The 15,840-nt window shown below is 73.7% G+C and carries 18 protein-coding genes and 1 riboswitch; of the genes, 12 read left to right on the forward strand and 6 right to left on the reverse strand.

The features are described from left to right. Positions 1-53: 53 nt before the first annotated feature. Positions 54-896, reverse strand: a complete 843-nt coding sequence (locus HL663_RS11080) for an SDR family oxidoreductase (RefSeq protein WP_173028434.1) — start codon at positions 894-896, stop codon at positions 54-56. Continuing rightward, positions 893-1,759, reverse strand: coding sequence for an SDR family oxidoreductase (locus tag HL663_RS11085; RefSeq protein ID WP_173028435.1), 867 nt, complete (start codon positions 1,757-1,759; stop codon positions 893-895). Before HL663_RS11085 ends, HL663_RS11080 begins: the two co-directional genes overlap by 4 nt. Positions 1,760-1,861: 102 nt before the next feature. Here HL663_RS11085 and HL663_RS11090 point away from each other — a divergent pair, with 102 nt between their 5' ends. The 3 genes from HL663_RS11090 to HL663_RS11100 all read left to right on the forward strand — a co-directional run bounded on the left by HL663_RS11090 (position 1,862) and on the right by HL663_RS11100 (position 3,789). Then, complete coding sequence (locus HL663_RS11090) at positions 1,862-2,239, forward strand: winged helix-turn-helix transcriptional regulator (RefSeq protein WP_173028436.1); 378 nt, start codon at positions 1,862-1,864, stop codon at positions 2,237-2,239. A gap of 105 nt (positions 2,240-2,344) precedes the next feature. Beyond that, positions 2,345-2,929 carry a DUF6318 family protein gene (locus HL663_RS11095; protein ID WP_173028437.1) on the forward strand — a complete coding sequence of 195 codons (585 nt, stop codon included), beginning with the start codon at positions 2,345-2,347 and terminating at the stop codon, positions 2,927-2,929. 407 nt (positions 2,930-3,336) lie between these two features. Beyond that, positions 3,337-3,789 (forward strand): hypothetical protein, encoded by a 453-nt coding sequence (locus HL663_RS11100; RefSeq protein ID WP_173028438.1) that lies wholly within the window; start codon positions 3,337-3,339, stop codon positions 3,787-3,789. A gap of 129 nt (positions 3,790-3,918) precedes the next feature. On the opposite strand, the gene HL663_RS11105 is transcribed toward HL663_RS11100, so the two are convergent. Further along, a complete protein-coding gene (locus HL663_RS11105) occupies positions 3,919-5,490 on the reverse strand; it encodes an OFA family MFS transporter (protein WP_173028439.1) in 1,572 nt (523 codons plus the stop codon). 249 nt (positions 5,491-5,739) lie between these two features. Between HL663_RS11105 and HL663_RS11110 the strand changes: the two genes are divergently transcribed. From HL663_RS11110 to rocD, 4 genes are all read left to right on the forward strand, one after another. Then, positions 5,740-6,435 (forward strand): SprT-like domain-containing protein, encoded by a 696-nt coding sequence (locus HL663_RS11110; protein WP_173028440.1) that lies wholly within the window; start codon positions 5,740-5,742, stop codon positions 6,433-6,435. A gap of 80 nt (positions 6,436-6,515) precedes the next feature. Next, a complete protein-coding gene (locus HL663_RS11115) occupies positions 6,516-7,550 on the forward strand; it encodes a patatin-like phospholipase family protein (protein WP_173028441.1) in 1,035 nt (344 codons plus the stop codon). Between the two features lie 92 nt (positions 7,551-7,642). Beyond that, positions 7,643-8,026 (forward strand): hypothetical protein, encoded by a 384-nt coding sequence (locus HL663_RS11120; protein ID WP_173028442.1) that lies wholly within the window; start codon positions 7,643-7,645, stop codon positions 8,024-8,026. A 76-nt stretch (positions 8,027-8,102) separates the two neighbouring features. Continuing rightward, positions 8,103-9,320 carry an ornithine--oxo-acid transaminase gene (rocD, locus tag HL663_RS11125; RefSeq protein WP_173028443.1) on the forward strand — a complete coding sequence of 406 codons (1,218 nt, stop codon included), beginning with the start codon at positions 8,103-8,105 and terminating at the stop codon, positions 9,318-9,320. Between the two features lie 16 nt (positions 9,321-9,336). Here rocD and HL663_RS11130 read toward each other — a convergent pair whose 3' ends face one another. Then, positions 9,337-10,242 carry an alpha/beta fold hydrolase gene (locus HL663_RS11130; protein WP_173028444.1) on the reverse strand — a complete coding sequence of 302 codons (906 nt, stop codon included), beginning with the start codon at positions 10,240-10,242 and terminating at the stop codon, positions 9,337-9,339. Between the two features lie 81 nt (positions 10,243-10,323). On the opposite strand from HL663_RS11130, the gene HL663_RS11135 reads away from it, so the two are divergent. Together HL663_RS11135 and HL663_RS11140 are read left to right on the forward strand one after the other, a co-directional pair. Continuing rightward, positions 10,324-10,686, forward strand: a complete 363-nt coding sequence (locus tag HL663_RS11135; protein ID WP_173028445.1) for a hypothetical protein — start codon at positions 10,324-10,326, stop codon at positions 10,684-10,686. Continuing rightward, positions 10,679-11,128 (forward strand): hypothetical protein, encoded by a 450-nt coding sequence (locus tag HL663_RS11140; RefSeq protein WP_173028446.1) that lies wholly within the window; start codon positions 10,679-10,681, stop codon positions 11,126-11,128. The genes HL663_RS11135 and HL663_RS11140 overlap by 8 nt, the downstream gene beginning before the upstream one ends. Positions 11,129-11,152: 24 nt before the next feature. On the opposite strand, the gene HL663_RS11145 is transcribed toward HL663_RS11140, so the two are convergent. Together HL663_RS11145 and mgrA are read right to left on the reverse strand one after the other, a co-directional pair. After that, positions 11,153-11,587 (reverse strand): nitroreductase family deazaflavin-dependent oxidoreductase, encoded by a 435-nt coding sequence (locus tag HL663_RS11145; RefSeq protein WP_173028447.1) that lies wholly within the window; start codon positions 11,585-11,587, stop codon positions 11,153-11,155. 13 nt (positions 11,588-11,600) lie between these two features. After that, positions 11,601-12,650 (reverse strand): L-glyceraldehyde 3-phosphate reductase, encoded by a 1,050-nt coding sequence (gene mgrA, locus HL663_RS11150; protein ID WP_173028448.1) that lies wholly within the window; start codon positions 12,648-12,650, stop codon positions 11,601-11,603. 84 nt (positions 12,651-12,734) lie between these two features. Continuing rightward, positions 12,735-12,847: riboswitch (SAM riboswitch) on the forward strand. Between the two features lie 80 nt (positions 12,848-12,927). On the opposite strand from mgrA, the gene HL663_RS11155 reads away from it, so the two are divergent. The 3 genes from HL663_RS11155 to HL663_RS11165 all read left to right on the forward strand — a co-directional run bounded on the left by HL663_RS11155 (position 12,928) and on the right by HL663_RS11165 (position 15,830). After that, positions 12,928-14,295 carry a bifunctional o-acetylhomoserine/o-acetylserine sulfhydrylase gene (locus tag HL663_RS11155; protein WP_173028449.1) on the forward strand — a complete coding sequence of 456 codons (1,368 nt, stop codon included), beginning with the start codon at positions 12,928-12,930 and terminating at the stop codon, positions 14,293-14,295. 72 nt (positions 14,296-14,367) lie between these two features. Then, a complete protein-coding gene (locus tag HL663_RS11160) occupies positions 14,368-14,658 on the forward strand; it encodes a hypothetical protein (RefSeq protein WP_173028450.1) in 291 nt (96 codons plus the stop codon). Beyond that, a complete protein-coding gene (locus HL663_RS11165) occupies positions 14,655-15,830 on the forward strand; it encodes a hypothetical protein (RefSeq protein WP_173028451.1) in 1,176 nt (391 codons plus the stop codon). Before HL663_RS11160 ends, HL663_RS11165 begins: the two co-directional genes overlap by 4 nt. Positions 15,831-15,840 lie beyond the last annotated feature (10 nt).

Consider the following 15,840-nt stretch of genomic DNA (forward strand, 5'->3'; position numbering starts at 1 on the left):
GAGGAGGTGCGGGCGACGCCCGGTGATACCTGCGGACGCTCAGCGCGCCGACGTCAGCCGCGGGACAGCAGGTCCCGCAACGAGGTGGGCGCCCTTCCCGTGACCTGCTCGACATGGTCGGTCACGACGTCGAGCTCGCCGGCATGGACGGCCGTGTACGTCGACACCCACGCGTCGAGCTGCCAACCGGGCGCGTCGTAGGGCGCGCGCGAGGCGTAGGCCTCCTCGACGGTCTCGTCGTGGAACGTGACGTCCCGGCCGGTGACGTCGGCGATCGTCGCGGCGATCTCGGTGAAGGAGAGGGCCTCCGGGCCGGTGAGGTCGTAGGTGCGACCTGCGTGCGCCGCGGGGTCGAGGAGGGCGGCCGTCGCCACGCGGGCGACGTCCTCGCGTGCGACGGCACCGAGGCGGCCGTCGCCGGCCGGGCCGCGGATGACACCGTCCTCGCCGGCCATGAGCGGCAGGAAGTCGAGGTAGAGGCTGTCGCGCAGGAACGTGTGCGCCATCCCGCTCTCGCGGATCAGCCCCTCGGTCGCCCAGTGGTCGCGGCCCAGCGTGAAGGTGCAGTCCGCGGAGGCACCGAGGAACGAGGTGTAGACGACGTGGCGGACACCGGCCTCGGCGGCGGCCCGGACGGCGGTCGCGTGCTCGGTCATCCGGTCGGCGGACTCGGACGCCGAGACGAAGAGCAGCACCTCGACGCCGTCGAGGGCGGCGCGCATCGAGTCGCCGTCGCGGTAGGACGCGGTGGCGACCTCGGCTCCGTCGAGTCGCGGTGCGCGAGAGGCGTCCCGGACGACGAGGCGTTGGGCCAGGCCTCGGTCGGCCAGGTCACGGGCGACGCGGCCGCCGACGGCGCCGGTCGAGCCGGTGACGCCGAGCAGGGGCGTGGTCACGACTGCGCCGCGACGGCGTCGTCGACGGCCTGGCGCATCGAGGTCGGGGCATGGCCGATGAGGCGCTCTAGGTCGCCGCTCGTCACCTCGAGGTCGCCGCGGGCGATGCCGCGGTCGGAGTCGGCGAGGACGCGGGCGTAGGGCTCGGGCAGGCCGGCGCCGGCGAGGATGCCGACGAGGTCCTCCTCCGGGACGTCGCGGTAGACGACCTCGCGCCCGGAGGCGTCGGCCACCGCGGCGGCGAGCTCGGGGAGCGAGAAGGTCGGGCCGCCGAGCTCGAAGACCGTCTCGGGGGTCACGTCGGCGTCGAGGAGGACGGCGGCGGCCGCATCCGCGTAGTCGGCCCGCGTGGCGGCGCTGACCCGCCCGTCGCCCGCCGCACCGACGACGGCGCCGTGCTCGAGGTAGGTCGGGATCTGGGGGGTGTAGTTCTCGAGGTACCAGCTGTTGCGCAGGAGGACGAAGGGCACGCCGGAGTCGCGGAGCATCTGCTCGGTCGCCTGGTGCTCCGCGGCGAGCTGCATCGTCGAGGTGTCGGCGCCCGCGATGCTCGTGTAGGCGACGAGACCGACGTCCGCGGCGCGCAGGGCCTCGACGACGTGGCCGTGCTGCGTGATGCGCTGCCCGACCTCGCTGCCGGAGACGAAGAGGACGCGGTCGGCGCCCTCGAACGCGCTGCGGAGGGACTCGGTGTCGGCGTAGTCGACGACGGCCGTGCGGACGCCGAGGCCGGCGAGGGAGGCGAGGCGGTCCGCGTCGCGACCGGTGGCCAGGACGTCGGCGGGGGAGGCTCCGCGGCGCAGCAGGGACTCGACGACGAGGTGGCCGAGCTGGCCGGTGGCGCCGGTGACGACGATGGTCATGGGATGTGTCCTCTCGGGGTGGTGCGGGGTCGACGGGTGCAACCGGGCAGTGGGGGAGGTGCTTCCCCAGGGACAGTACGCACTTTCGAGTAAGGTACTCACGTGACGGTGAGTGGCGAGGTCAGCGACCTGCGGGCGATCTACCCCGATGGTGTGATCGCCGCCGGGTGCCCGAGCCGGACCGTGCTCGACCACGTGACGAGCAAGTGGGGCCTGCTCGTCCTCGTGTCGTTGACGGAGGGGCCGCTGCGCTGGAGCGAGCTGCGGCGGCGGGCCGACGGCGTCAGCGAGAAGATGCTCGCGCAGACGTTGCGGACGCTCGAGGCCGACGGGTTCGTGCACCGCGAGGCCTTCCCGGTCATCCCGCCGCGCGTCGAGTACAGCCTGACGACGATGGGCGAGGAGCTGGCCGGGCACCTCGTGCCGCTGCTCGGCTGGGTCGCGGAGCGGGCCGAGGGGATCGTGGCGCGCTCGCGCTGACGCGTCCGCGGCGCTGGCTCGGGCCTGTGGATGACCGGGTGCTCTTCGTCGCGATGCTCGGTACCTTGTGCTCAGGTCGCCGAGGGGGCGCCCGGAGAGGCAGGCATGACGAGGGGAACGCGCTGGGTCGTCGCCGGTGTCGCGCTGGGGTCGCTGCTGCTCACCGGGTGCGACGCGTCGGGCAGCGGCGAGCCGTCGCCGACCCCGACGGCGGGTGCGACGTCCGCCAGCCCCAGCCCGTCGGCCTCGCCGAGTGCCAGCCCGACGCCGAGCGAGAGCGGGCCGCAGATCCCCGCGGCGGCCCGCGAGCAGACCCCCGCCGGTGCCGAGGCGATGCTGCGCTACTACCTGGACTCGTCGGGCAAGGCGTGGATGGCGCCGGACCCCGGATTACTTGATGGGTTGGCGACCAGCAACTGCGTGACGTGTAGGAATCTCAGGTCTGAAGCGACAGACCTAGTAGCCCAGGGACGTCGATATGCCGCTACTCCCGTCGAAATTGATCAACTGACACGCCTAAGCGCCAGCAAGACTCAGGTTGTCTTCGAGATGCGACTGCAGCAACGCAGTGTCGACATCGTTGACGCGTCTGGGGCCGCGGTTGATCAGCAGAAAGCAGAAGCGCTCAAGCGCGCGGCTCGACTGCTATGGCGGGAGGACCGATGGTTAATCGACGGCATCTCGCAATAGCAGCGACGACTGTCTGCCTGATTGCTGTCGGTCATGCCGATGCGGTGGCGGCGGATGGGTGGGGAGGCGAAACGGGTGACACCAACGTCCGGGTGAACCTGTTCCGATCAGACCTTGAGCGCATCGCGAGCCAGCAGCTGCCCGGCTCCAAAGGACCCAAGTACGAGTACGGGCTCGCCTCCGTCTGTGGCCAACACGAGCCAGGGGAGGAAGGCGCAGACAACCTTTGCGCAGCTTCGTTCATCCCTTGCTCCGAGACGAATCCGGCGATTGGGGCGGGTCCGGCGATGTTCGTTTGGCGCCGAACGGCCTCAACAGATGGTGATCCCCCGTCGCCTTGGGAGACCCTGGGTGTGACCTGCCTTCCACAGTTGGTGCCGGGTGCAACTCCGGGGCTGACGATGGCGATGATCCGGCAGGCGTTCCGCGACACCGACTTCACGAAGCCGACGGTCAACATCCAGCCCGAGGGCGACGTCACGCTCGTGAACCTCCCGACCTACTTCCAGGTGCAGTTCCCCGAGGCCGGCTTCGGTCCCGACGAGATCGACCGCCCCGACCCCGCCACCCTGCTCGGGCACCGGGTGGAGATCCGACCCCGCCTGGAGTCGGTCACCTACCGGCTGGGCGAGCGCACGCTCGGCCCGACGACGGACCTCGGTGGCCCCTACCCCGACGGCTCCGTGGTGCAGACCTACACCCGTCCCGGCCAGCAGCAGGTGCGCGTCGACATCGTCTACACCGGTCAGTTCCGGGTCGGCGGCAGCGGGTGGATCGACATCCCCGGCGAGGTCGACCTCCAGGGCGACCCGGTGACGCTGACCGTCCGCGAGGCCAAGGCCCGCCTGTACGGCAGCTGACGGGCCGGAGGGCAGGGTCCCGCGCCGCCAGCGGGCGCCAGCGGGCCTGTTCTCCCGGCGACCTGCGGGGGTGCGGGTGCGGTGGCACCCGGAGCCCCGCAGGTCGCGCGGAGAAGGGGGAACAGCCCGTCAAGCGAAGAGCTTGGCCGCCGTGAGGACAGTCTGCACCACGCCGTACGCGAGGAGCAGCAGCACGACGCCCCACGACAGGTACACCCGCAGCGAGCCACCACGCGCCGTCGAGCCCTCGGCCTCGTCGGCGACGACCTCCTCGGTCGCCGCGGTCGTCCGGCCCTCCGGCTCGTGGAACTTCGACGCGACCGGGCGCACGAGGAGGTTGGCGACGAACCCGACCGCCAGCACCCCGACCATCGTGAAGAGCGCCGGACGGTAGTCCGCCGCCGTCAGCTTGCCCGGCGTCCCGGCGGCGTCGAGGAACCCGTTGATGATGAGCGGCCCGGCGACCCCGGCCGCCGACCACGCGGTGAGCAGCCGACCGTGGATGGCGCCGACCTGGAAGGTGCCGAAGAGGTCGCGCAGGTACGCCGGCACCGTCGCGAAGCCGCCGCCGTAGAAGCTGATGATGATCGCCGCGACGAGGACGAAGATCGCCGTGGCCGTCGAGCCGATGAGCGCGAGCACGAGGTAGAGGACGATCCCGACGCCGAGGTAGACCATGTAGATCGGCTTGCGACCGATCTTGTCCGACGTCGTCGACCACACGAAGCGACCGGCCATGTTGAACAGCGACAGCAGGCCGACGAACCCGCCGGCCGCCGCGACCGCCACGGACGAGGTCCCGTCGGAGCTGCGGAAGAAGTCCTGGATCATCGGCGCGGCCTGCTCGAGGATGCCGATGCCGGCGGTCACGTTGCAGAACAGCACGACCCACAGCAGCCAGAACTGCGGCGTGCGGATCGCGTTGGCCGCCGAGACGCTGCGGTCGGTGATGAGCTCGCTCTTGTCGGACAGCGTCGACGGGTCGAAGCCCTCGGGCGCCCAACCCGGCGCCGGCACACGGACGTTCGTGACGCCGATCATCATGACGAGGAAGTACACGACCGCGAGGCTCACGAAGAGCATCGTCAGCGCGTGCCCGCTCGCGAGGGACGACGACACCGACGGGTCGTACTCCGGGTCGAAGAACGAGAGCAGCTGCCGCGAGAGCGGCGAGGCCACCATCGCGCCGCCGCCGAAGCCCATGATGGCCAGGCCCGTCGCGAGCCCCGGCCGGTCGGGGAACCACTTGATGAGCGTCGAGACCGGCGAGATGTAGCCGATCCCCAGCCCGATCCCGCCGATGACGCCGTAGCCGAGGTAGACCAGCCACAGCTGGCTCGTCGCGATGCCGAGCGCCCCGACGAGGAAGCCGAGCGACCACGCGCACGCCGCCGCGAACATCGCCTTGCGGGGCCCGACGCGGTCGACCCAGGTGCCGAGGACGGCGGCCGAGAGGCCGAGCATGACGATCGCGATCGAGAAGATCAGCCCGACCGCGGTGAGCGAGCTGTCGAAGTGGGCGACCATCGAGGCCTTGTAGACGCTCGTGGCGTAGGCCTGCCCGATGCACAGGTGGATGGCCAGGGCCGCCGGCGGGATGAGCCAGCGGTTGTAGTCGCGCGGCGCCACTGTGTGGTGGCGGTCGAGCAGCGACAGCAGGCCCGAGCCGGAGGGCCTGCTCGCGGTGGTGGTGGCGGACATGGGTACCCCTTCCACTTCTCCCGGCGCGTCGTTGCGCCTCGGGCGCTCACCCCTCGGCGCGCCGGGGTCGAGACTAGGCACGGGCCGGGGCCGGGCGGCCGGGAGCGACGCACTGATCCGTTCGTCGTCCACAGCCGCAGCGCGGGTCGCGGGTCGTCCACAGGAGCGGTGACGGCCCGGGGTGGCGCGGCCCGGTTGTCGGTGGCGCTGCCTAGGCTCGTCCCGACGAGACCGACCGAGGAGGTGGCGATGGACCTGCAGCAGGCGCTGGCGATGGGGCGACGGCTGGTCCGCGAGCACGGGCTGGACGGCTGGAGCGTCGTCGCCGACCGCGCGAAGACGCGGGCCGGGGTGTGCCGCTTCGGGCGTCGGCAGATCGGTATCAGCGCGCCGCTCACCCGGCTGCACTCGGAGGACGAGGTGCGCGACACCCTCCTCCACGAGATCGCCCACGCGCTCGTCGGCCCCGAGCACGGCCACGACGAGGTGTGGCGCTCGACCGCGGTGCGCATCGGATGCTCGGGGGAGCGGTGCGTGCCCGCCGACGCGCCCCGGGTCCCCGGTGACTGGGTGGGGCGCTGCCCGGCCGGGCACGAGCGCAGCCGCCACCGCGCGCCGACACGCGTGATGTCCTGTGGCCGCTGCTCGCGCACCTTCGACGCCGCCCACCTCTTCACGTGGAGCTACCGCGGCCGCCCGGCCCCCATGCCCCCGCGCTACGCGGCCGAGCTCGCCGACCTGCGCCGGGCGGCGCTCGCGCCCCGGGCCGTCGCCGAGCCGCCGTGTGTCGGCGACGAGGTCGAGGTGTCGGTCGGTCCGTGGGCGGGTCTCGTCGGCGAGGTCGAGCTCGTCGGGGCCGTCCGCTGCCAGGTGCGGGTCGGTGACGACCTCGTCGCCCTGCCGCTCGACGCGGTGCGCCGGCTGCGCTCCGGCCAGGTGGCCTGAGGCCCGGGGTTTCGTCCGGTGACGACCTTCACGACGGGCGGAGGTGGTTCCGTCGGGCCCGACCACCGACAATGGACGACGTGAGCACCTCCGACGACGCGCGCGGCACCGCGCCGGGCCCCGCCGCGGGCGACGACCCGAGCGACCCGAGCGAGCAGTCCGACCCGAGCGACCCGGCCGAGCACTCCCTCGAGGGCTCCCTCGAGCCGGGACCCGAGGGCACCCACCGCGTCGCCGACCCCACGAGCGCGGACTTCGAGGAGTGGACCCCACCGGCCGACGGCGTCGAGCGGGCCCTCGTGCTCGCGGGCGGGGGAGCGACCGGCATCGCCTGGGAGGCCGGCATCGTCCTCGGCCTGCGGGACGGCGGGGTCGACGTCCGCACCGCCGACACGATGGTCGGCACCTCCGCCGGGTCCATCGTCGCCGCCCACCTGCGCCTCGGCACCGACGAGGACACCGCCTTCGACCGGATCCGCGAGGGCGCGCCGCTCACGAGCTACGGGCGGCTCGGGCCGGCCGACGCCGGGCGCTACGTGCGCTCCACCCTCAGCCCCGACCGCCGCGGCGGGCGGGCCGTCGTCGCCCGCGCCGCGCTGGAGGCCGCCACCCCGACCGAGGAGGAGTGGCTCGGCACCGTCGGTCTCGGCCTCGTCGGCAAGGCGTGGCCGGAGGGTCGCCTCCTCGTGACCGCCGTCGACGCCGAGACCGGCACCTCGGTCGTCTTCGACGGGCGCGGCGGCGTGCCGCTCGAGCGCGCCGTCGCCGCCAGCTGCGCCGTCCCCGGGGTCTTCCCGGCCGTCGAGGTCGGGGGCCGCCGCTACGTCGACGGCGGGCTGCGGAGCATCGCCAACGTCGACCTCGCCCGCGGGCACCGCCGCATCCTCGTCCTCTCGCCGTACCCGGTCGGCCCGCACCTGCGCGACCTGCCGCGGATGCAGCTGCGCCCGCTCAAGGCCGAGAGCCGCACCGCGCTGATCGTGCCCGACGCACGCGACCTCTGGGCCATGGGCGCCAACCCGCTCGACATGACCCGGGGCGCCGAGACCTTCGAGGCCGCGCGCGTCCACGGCGCACGGATCGCCCCGCGCATCGCCGAGGTCTGGGACCACTGACGCCCGGCGGGTATCACCGGTGAGGGGCGCCGCCTCCTGACGGTCGAGGGGCGACCGGCCCCGGGTCGCCCAGACCGCCCTCGGAGACCGCCATGCCCTCGATCCGCTCCGTCCCGCTGCTCCCCGTCCCCGACGCCTGGCCGCTGCCGGTCGTCGCGCTGGTGGCGATGGCGGTGCTGGCCGGCCTCGACCTCCTCGGGGCCGTCGCCGCCAAGCACTGGGCGGAGGACGGCAGCCCGGTCGCGCTCGTCGGCGGCGTCGTGGCGTTCGTCGTCCTCTTCTGGGTCTACGCGTCGTCGCTGCGCTACGCCGAGCTCGCTGTCGTGACGATGGGCTGGATCGTCCTGCTCCAGGTCGGCATCCTCCTCGTCGACCGCCTGCACTTCGGGTCCTCGCTCCCGGCCGACAAGCTGGCGGCCGTCGTCGTCGCGCTCGCCGCCTCGGTCTACCTCGTGGTGGCTCCCGGACCGGCGTGACGCCGACGACCTCCGTCCCGGCCTCCCGGTGGGCGTCGGCCCGCCTCGGTAGGGTCGAGGGCAAGGAGGCTCGACGATGACGTCAGACCGCACCCCACTCGACTCCGGCGCGCACACCGCCCTCACCGAGCGGTACGCCGCGCACAACTACCACCCGCTGCCGGTCGTGCTGGCGCACGGCGAAGGGGCCTGGGTCACCGACGTGGAGGGGCGGCGCTACCTCGACTGCCTCGCCGGCTACTCGGCGCTCAACTTCGGCCACGGCCACCCTCGGCTGCGGGCCCGCGCGCACGCCCAGCTCGACCGGCTCACCCTGACCAGCCGCGCCTTCCTCAACGACCAGCTCGGCCCCTTCGCCCAGGCCCTCGCCGGACTGACCGGGCACGAGACGATCCTGCCGATGAACACCGGCGCCGAGGCCGTCGAGACCGCCCTCAAGGTCGCCCGCAAGTGGGGCTACCGGGTCAAGGGCGTGCCGGAGGACACCGCGAGCATCGTCGTCATGGAGGGCAACTTCCACGGGCGCACGACGACCATCGTCAGCTTCTCGGACGACAAGGTCGCCCGCGACGAGTACGGCCCCTACACACCGGGTTTCCGCACCGTTCGCTACGGCGACGTCGAGGCCCTGCGCGCCGCGGTCGACGACACGACGGTCGCCGTGCTGCTCGAGCCGGTCCAGGGCGAGGGCGGCGTCGTCATCCCGCCGGAGGGGTACCTGCGTGCGGTCCGCGAGGTCTGCGACACCGCCGGCGCGCTCATGGTCGCCGACGAGGTCCAGTCCGGGCTCGCGCGCACCGGCCGCACCTTCGCCTGCGACCACGAGGACGTGCGCCCCGACGTCTACGTCCTCGGCAAGGCCCTCGGCGGCGGCCTCTACCCGGTCTCCGCGATCACCGCCGACCACGCGGTGCTCGACGTCATCACGCCGGGGTCGCACGGCTCGACGTTCGGTGGCAACCCGCTGGCCGCCGCGATCGGCCACGAGGTGTGCACCATGCTCGCCGAGGGCGAGTTCCAGTCGCGCGCAGCCCGGCTCGGGGTGCTGCTCGAGGACGGGCTGCGGCCCTTCGTGGGCCAGGGCCTGGACGCCCTGCGCGTGCGCGGCCTGTGGGCCGGCCTCGACGTCTCGCCCGGCGGCCCGTCGGGACGCGAGCTGTGCGAGCGGCTGATGGCCCGCGGCGTCCTCGCGAAGGACACGCACGGCTCGACCATCCGGCTGGCCCCGCCGCTCGTCGTCACCGAGGACGAGGTGCGGCTGCTCGTCGACGCGGTCGGTGCCTGCCTGCGCTGACCGCGACGGACGGGCCTCAGGACCCCGCCGGCACCTCGGCCGTGCGGGCCGCGTTCTGCGTGATGGCGTCGACGATCTCGGCCCGGCGCGAGCGCGGCAGGTCGTGACCCATGTCGGGGAACATGAGCAGCCGCGAGCCCGGCACCGCCTGGGCCGTCGCGATGCCACCGCTCGGCTGGACGAGGCGGTCGGCGAGCCCGTGCACGACGAGGGTCGGGACCCGCACCTCGCGCAGCCGCTCGGTGCGGTCGGGGCTGTCGAGGATGGCCAGCAGCTGGCGCACCGTGCCGATCGGGCTGACGCTGCGCCGCACCGCCGCCCGCACCTGCGCGGTCATCTCCTCCTCGTCGAAGAGGGGCCCGGCGATGATCCGCCAGCCCTCGACGCCGAGGCGCACCGCCTCCTCCTCGTCCGTCGGGCGCGGCTGCGTGAAGGACATCGCCATCGTCGGCAGCAGCCGCGGGTGGACGCGCCCGTGCCGGCGGCTGCCGGTGTTGGACATGATCGAGGTGAGGCTGAGCACGCGCTCGGGGTGGTCGATCGTCAGCTGCTGCGCGATCATCCCGCCCATCGAGGCCCCGACGACGTGCGCCGCCCCGACGCCGAGGTGGTCGAGCAGGGCCGCGGCGTCGTCGGCCATGTCGGCGAGCAGGTAGTCGGCGTTGCCGGAGCCCGGGCGCAGGAAGCTGCGGACGACGGCCGAGCGCGCCGGCGGCGGGCCGGGGGTGAAGCTCGAGAGGCCGATGTCGCGGTTGTCGTGCCGGATGACCCGGAAGCCGCGCGCGACGAGACCGTCGACGAGGTCCTGCGGCCAGCCGACGAGCTGCGTCCCGAGCCCCATGACGAGGAGCATCGGCACCCCGTCGTCGGGCCCGTCGACCTCGTAGGCGATCTCCACGTCACCGAGCTGCGCCGTTGCCATGTCCGCAGTGTCGCACCCCGACCCGGCGCGTGGGGTGGGCACCCGCCCGGTCGGCGCAGGAGCCCCGTCTAGCATGACCGGGTGATCGCAGCGCTGACGTACGTCGTCGTGGGCCTCTCCGTGGTCCTCTGCGGCGCGGCGATCGTCTACGCCGTCCGGGACCGCCTCATCGACGACCTGCTGCTCGGGATCGCCGGGTTCCTCGAGCTCGCGCTGGTCGTGCTGCTCGTCGCCGGCCTCGTCGGCATCGGGCACATCACCGACGCGGCCGAGCGGGCGACGTACATCGCCTACCTCGTGAGCCTGCCGGTGATCCCCCCGGGGACGGCGTTCCTCGCCATCAAGGAGAAGTCCCGCTGGGCGATGGGCTCGATCGCGGTCGGCGCCTTCGCCGTCGGCGTGATGGCCGCCCGGCTCGCCCAGATCTGGATGTTCTATGACTGACCCCACCCCGCGCGACCGCAGGGCCCTCGGCGGCCCCGGCGTGCTGCTCGTCGTCGTCTACGGGGTGCTCGCCCTGGCCGCCACCGGCCGGTCGGTCCTCCAGATCACGGAGTACTTCGACCGCGCCCCGCTGGCGTACGTCCTCTCGGCGCTCGCCGCCGTCGTCTACGTCCTCGCCACCTGGTGCCTCGCCAAGGGCGGGCGCTGGGTGCGCGTCGGCATCGTCGCCTGCGCGGTCGAGCTCGCCGGGGTGCTGCTCGTGGGCCTGGCGTCCTACCTCGACCCGTCGGCGTTCCCCGACAAGACGGTCTGGTCGCACTTCGGCCAGGGCTACGGCTTCGTGCCGCTCGTCCTGCCGGTCCTCGGCCTGCTGTGGTTCCGCCGCGTCGAGCGCGGCGCCCGCGCGCAGGCGTCCGAGGGCGTCGCCCCGACCGCCGACTGACGCGGCGGCCGGAGCGAGGAGGCCTCAGGCGTCCTTGCGCTCCAGGAGGAGCACGGGGATGAGCCGGTCGGTCTTGGTCTGGTACTCCGCGTAGGGCGGGAAGGCCGCGACGCAGCGCTCCCACCACTCCTCGCGCTCGGCGCCGTCGATCTCGCGGGCCACGGCCTCCCAGGACTCGGTGCCGTCCTGGAGCGTGAGGGTCGGGTCGGCGAGGAGGTTGCCGTACCAGACGGGGTGCTCGGGGGCGCCGCCCTTGCTCGCGACCGCGGCGTAGGTGCCGTCGTGCTCGACGCGCATCAGCGGGACCTTGCGCAGGGCGCCGGTCCTGCGGCCACGCATCGTCAGCATGACGACCGGGCGGTCCTGGACGCTGACCGAGCGGGTGTCGCCGGTCTCGTCGATCGTCGAGACCTGCTCGCGGACCCAGTCGGAGGGGGAGGGGATGTAGTCGTCGCTCATGTCGGTCCTCAACTCACTTGTCGCTCGAGGTCTTCCACAGGTTGATGCCCGTGTCCTGCGCGTGCTTGTCGATCTTCGCAAGCTCGTCCTTCGTGAAGCGCAGCTTCTTGACGGCGTCGAGGCTGTCGTCCAGCTGCTCGACCGAGCTCGCGCCGATGAGCACCGAGGTGACGCGGGGGTCGCGCAGCGCCCACGCGAGGGCCATCTGCGCGAGGGACTGGCCACGCGCCTTCGCCATCCGGTCCAGCGCCCGGATGTGCTTGAGCGCGACGTCCGAGAGCAGCGCCGGGTCGAGGGACTTGCCCTGCGCCGCACGCGAGCCCGCGGGGATGCCCTTGAGGTACTTGTTCGTCAGCATCCCCTGCGCGAGCGGGGAGAACGCGATGCAGCCGACGCCGGTCTCGCCGAGGGCGTCGAGCAGGCCCTCCTCCTCGACCCAGCGGTTGAGCATCGAGTAGGACGGCTGGTGGATGAGCAGCGGCGTGCCCATCGCGCGCAGGATCTCGACGGCCTCGCGGGTGCGCTGCGCGGAGTACGACGAGATGCCGACGTACAGGGCCTTGCCGGAGCGCACGAGGGAGTCCAGCGCCCCGCAGGTCTCCTCGAGCGGGGTCGTCTCGTCGAAGCGGTGGCTGTAGAAGATGTCGAAGTAGTCGAGGCCGGTGCGCTGCAGCGACTGGTCGGCCGAGGCGGTGACGTACTTCCGCGAGCCGCCGCCCTGCCCGTAGGGACCGGGCCACATGTCGTAGCCCGCCTTGGAGCTGATGACGAGCTCGTCGCGGTAGGGGCGGAAGTCGCGCGCGAAGAGGGTCCCGAAGTTGCGCTCGGCGCTGCCGTAGGGCGGGCCGTAGTTGTTCGCGAGGTCGAAGTGCGTGACACCGCGGTCGAACGCGCGGCGCAGGGTCGCCTGCTGGCGCTCCAGCGGCACGTCGTCCCCGAAGTTGTGCCACAGCCCGAGGCTGATGGCGGGGAGGTCGAGCCCGGAGCGGCCGGTGCGGCGGTAGGGCATCCCGGCGCGGTAGCGGCCCGCGGCGGCCTTGTACTCGTCGGCGTGGAAGGTCATGCGCCCATCCTGCCGCGTTCGGGGGGTGAGACGGGGTCGGGGAGGGGGCTGACCCCGTGCGCAGCCCGGCGTATCCTCGCGGCAGGTCATGAGCGCCAGCGTCAAGCCCCGGCTCGCTGGCCGGCAACCCTCCTCCGCGGTGGGGTGCCCCGGGTGAGGACCAGGCGTGCGGCACCCGTCGCACGCAAGCGCGGGAGCCCTCGGGCACCCCGCCGAGCACACGTCCGCGTGCGCCCGGCCAGCCGGTCGGTCGCACCCACGAGTCAGGAGCGAACCGATGACCGACCCGTCCCAGTGGGGTTTCGAGACCCGCCAGGTGCACGCCGGCCAGCAGCCCGACAGCGCCACCGGCGCCCGGGCCCTGCCGATCTACCAGACGACGTCGTACGTCTTCAACGACACCGCGCACGCCGAGAACCTCTTCGCGCTGCGCGAGTTCGGCAACATCTACACGCGCATCATGAACCCCACGCAGGACGCCGTCGAGCAGCGCGTCGCGGCGCTCGAGGGCGGGGTCGGCGCGCTGCTCGTCGCCTCCGGCCAGGCCGCGACGACGCTCGGCCTGCTCAACATCGCCGAGGCCGGCGACCACATCGTCTCGAGCGCGGCCCTCTACGGCGGCACCGTCAACCTGCTGAAGTACACCTTCCGCAAGCTCGGCGTCGACGTCACCTTCGTCGAGGACCACACCGACCCGCAGGCCTGGCGCGACGCCGTCCGCCCCAACACCAAGGCGTTCTTCGGCGAGACGATCGCCAACCCCAAGGCCGAGGTCCTCGACATCGAGGCCGTCGCCGCGGTCGCGCACGAGGTCGGCGTACCGCTCGTCGTCGACAACACGATCGCGACGCCGTTCCTCATCCGGCCGCTGGAGTGGGGCGCCGACGTGGTCATCCACTCGGCGACGAAGTACCTCGGCGGCCACGGCACCTCGATCGCCGGCGTCATCGTCGACGGCGGGACCTTCGACTACACGAAGGACCCCGAGCGCTACCCGAACTACAACACCCCCGACGAGAGCTACCACGGCCTGCGCTTCGGCCCCGACCTCGGCGTCGGCAGCCCGTTCGGCGCCAACCTCTCCTACATCCTCAAGGCGCGCGTGCAGCTGCTGCGCGACCTCGGCGCCGCGGTCTCGCCGTTCAACGCCTTCCTCATCGGGCAGGGCCTCGAGACGCTCAGCCTGCGCCTCGAGCGCCACCTCGAGAACGCCCGTCGGGTGGCCGAGTACCTCGAGCAGCACGACCAGGTCGAGTCCGTGCGGTGGGCCTCGCTGGAGAGCAGCCCGGGCAAGGCGCTCGCGGACAAGTACGCCCCGAAGGGCGCGGGCGCGGTGCTCGCGTTCGAGATCCGCGGGGGCATCGAGGCCGGGCGCCGGTTCGTCGAGGGCCTGTCGCTGCACAGCCACGTCGCGAACATCGGCGACGTGCGCTCCCTCGCCATCCACCCGGCGTCGACGACGCACAGCCAGGGCGGGGACGAGGACCGCCTCGCGGCCGGCGTCACCCCCGGCCTCGTGCGCCTGGCGGTCGGCATCGAGTCGATCGGCGACATCCTCGCCGACCTCGACGCCGGCTTCGCCGCGGCCCAGGGCGGGGGCGCCGGCGACGCCGCGCCCGAGCTCGTGGGGGCCACGCAGGGCTGACCCGCCGTCCCGCCCGCCGGAGCCTGTGGATATCCCGGCGGGCGGGACGCCGACCCGGCCTAGCGTCGGGGGATGACGACGTACCGGGTGGACGCACGCTCCGTGCTGCAGGTGGGGGAGGGCCTCGTCGACCTCGCCGAGGTCCTGGCGCTCATGGGCGACCCCGCGGCCGACCACTGGGCCTTCGGGCCGGGGCGCTCGGGCGCCGCCGCGCAGGAGCTGCTCGGCGGGTGGCGCCACGCCCGGCTCCGGCTGGCCGACGCGCTGACGGTGCTCGGGGAGTCCGCGGCCGGGGCGGGAGGGGCCTACCTCGACACCGAGGCCGGGGTCTCGCGCGGGCTCGGCGGTGGTCCGACGTGGTGACCTCCCTCGCCCCCGTCGAGGGGTCGGCCGAGGCGGTGCGGGCGGTCGCGGCTGCCTGCGAGGCCACCGGCCGGCGGCTGGCCGACACCGCAGCGGACCTCGTGCGGCTGCGCGACGCCGCGGTCTGGGACGGGCCGGCGGGCGAGGCGTTCGGGGCGCGCATCGAGACGGCCCCGGCGGTGCTCGAGCGCGCGGCCGACCGCTTCCTCGGGGCGGCGGGTCCGATGCGGGCCCACGCGACCGCCCTCGAGGAGGAGCAGGCGCACGCGCAGCGCGCGGTCGTGGCCCACCGGGAGGCCTGGGACGCCTACCGCATGCTCGAGGAGCGGGCGGCCGCGCTCGTCGCGGCGGGCGGGGCGGAGTCCGACCCCACGGTGCTCGCCGTCCGCGGCGCCCAGCAGGACGAGATGGCCACCGTCCTGCACGCGGAGGCCGTCCACGCCGCCGCCCTCGAGCGGCTGGCGGCGTCCGACGCCCGGTGCGCCGGCGTGCTCGGCGCCCTGGCCGACGACGACATCGGCGACTCGGCGCTCTACCGCGCACTGCGACAGGCCAGCTCGCTCGGGCACGGCGTCGGGATGCTCGCCGCGCTGCCCACCCGGGTCGCGCCGCCGCTGGCGGCCGCCGGGTTCGTCGGCGAGGGTGTCGGGACGCTCGCCGACGGGGTCCTGCTCGTCGGCTACGACGAGGGGAGCGTCCGCGACGTGGGGGTCGCGGCCGGCGCGTGGGCCCTCGGCTTCGGGGGGCAGGCCCTGCGCACCGGGGCGAAGGTCCGCACGGTCGTGGGACCCGACGGCGTGGCGGTGGCCAGGACGCTCGGCACGCAGGAGCGCATCCTCCTCGGGGCGGGGGCGACCGCCCGCACGCGCCTGCAGGACGCGCGGGTCCGGCTCATGCTCGCGCCGCCGACAGCGGCCGGCGTCGCGCCGTCCGCTCCCGTCGTCACGGGGGGCGCCGCCGCACGGTTGCGGGCCGCGGGGGTCCGGGTCGTCCGGGCCCGGGTGGCCTCCGCCGGGCGCGAGCTGCGCCTGGTCCGGGCCGGGGGCGCGCAGACGGTCGGCCTCTACACCGCGGGGCTCGGTCTGCACGCCGCGGGCAAGGGCCTGCCCCGGGTCGTGCCGACCGACCGGTCGCCGCAGGAGCAGGGGGCATCGGGTCGGGGGGTGCGGTGAGGGCGACCTA

It is taken from the genome of Arthrobacter sp. NEB 688 (genome assembly GCF_013201035.1).
GTDB lineage: Bacteria > Actinomycetota > Actinomycetes > Actinomycetales > Dermatophilaceae > Phycicoccus.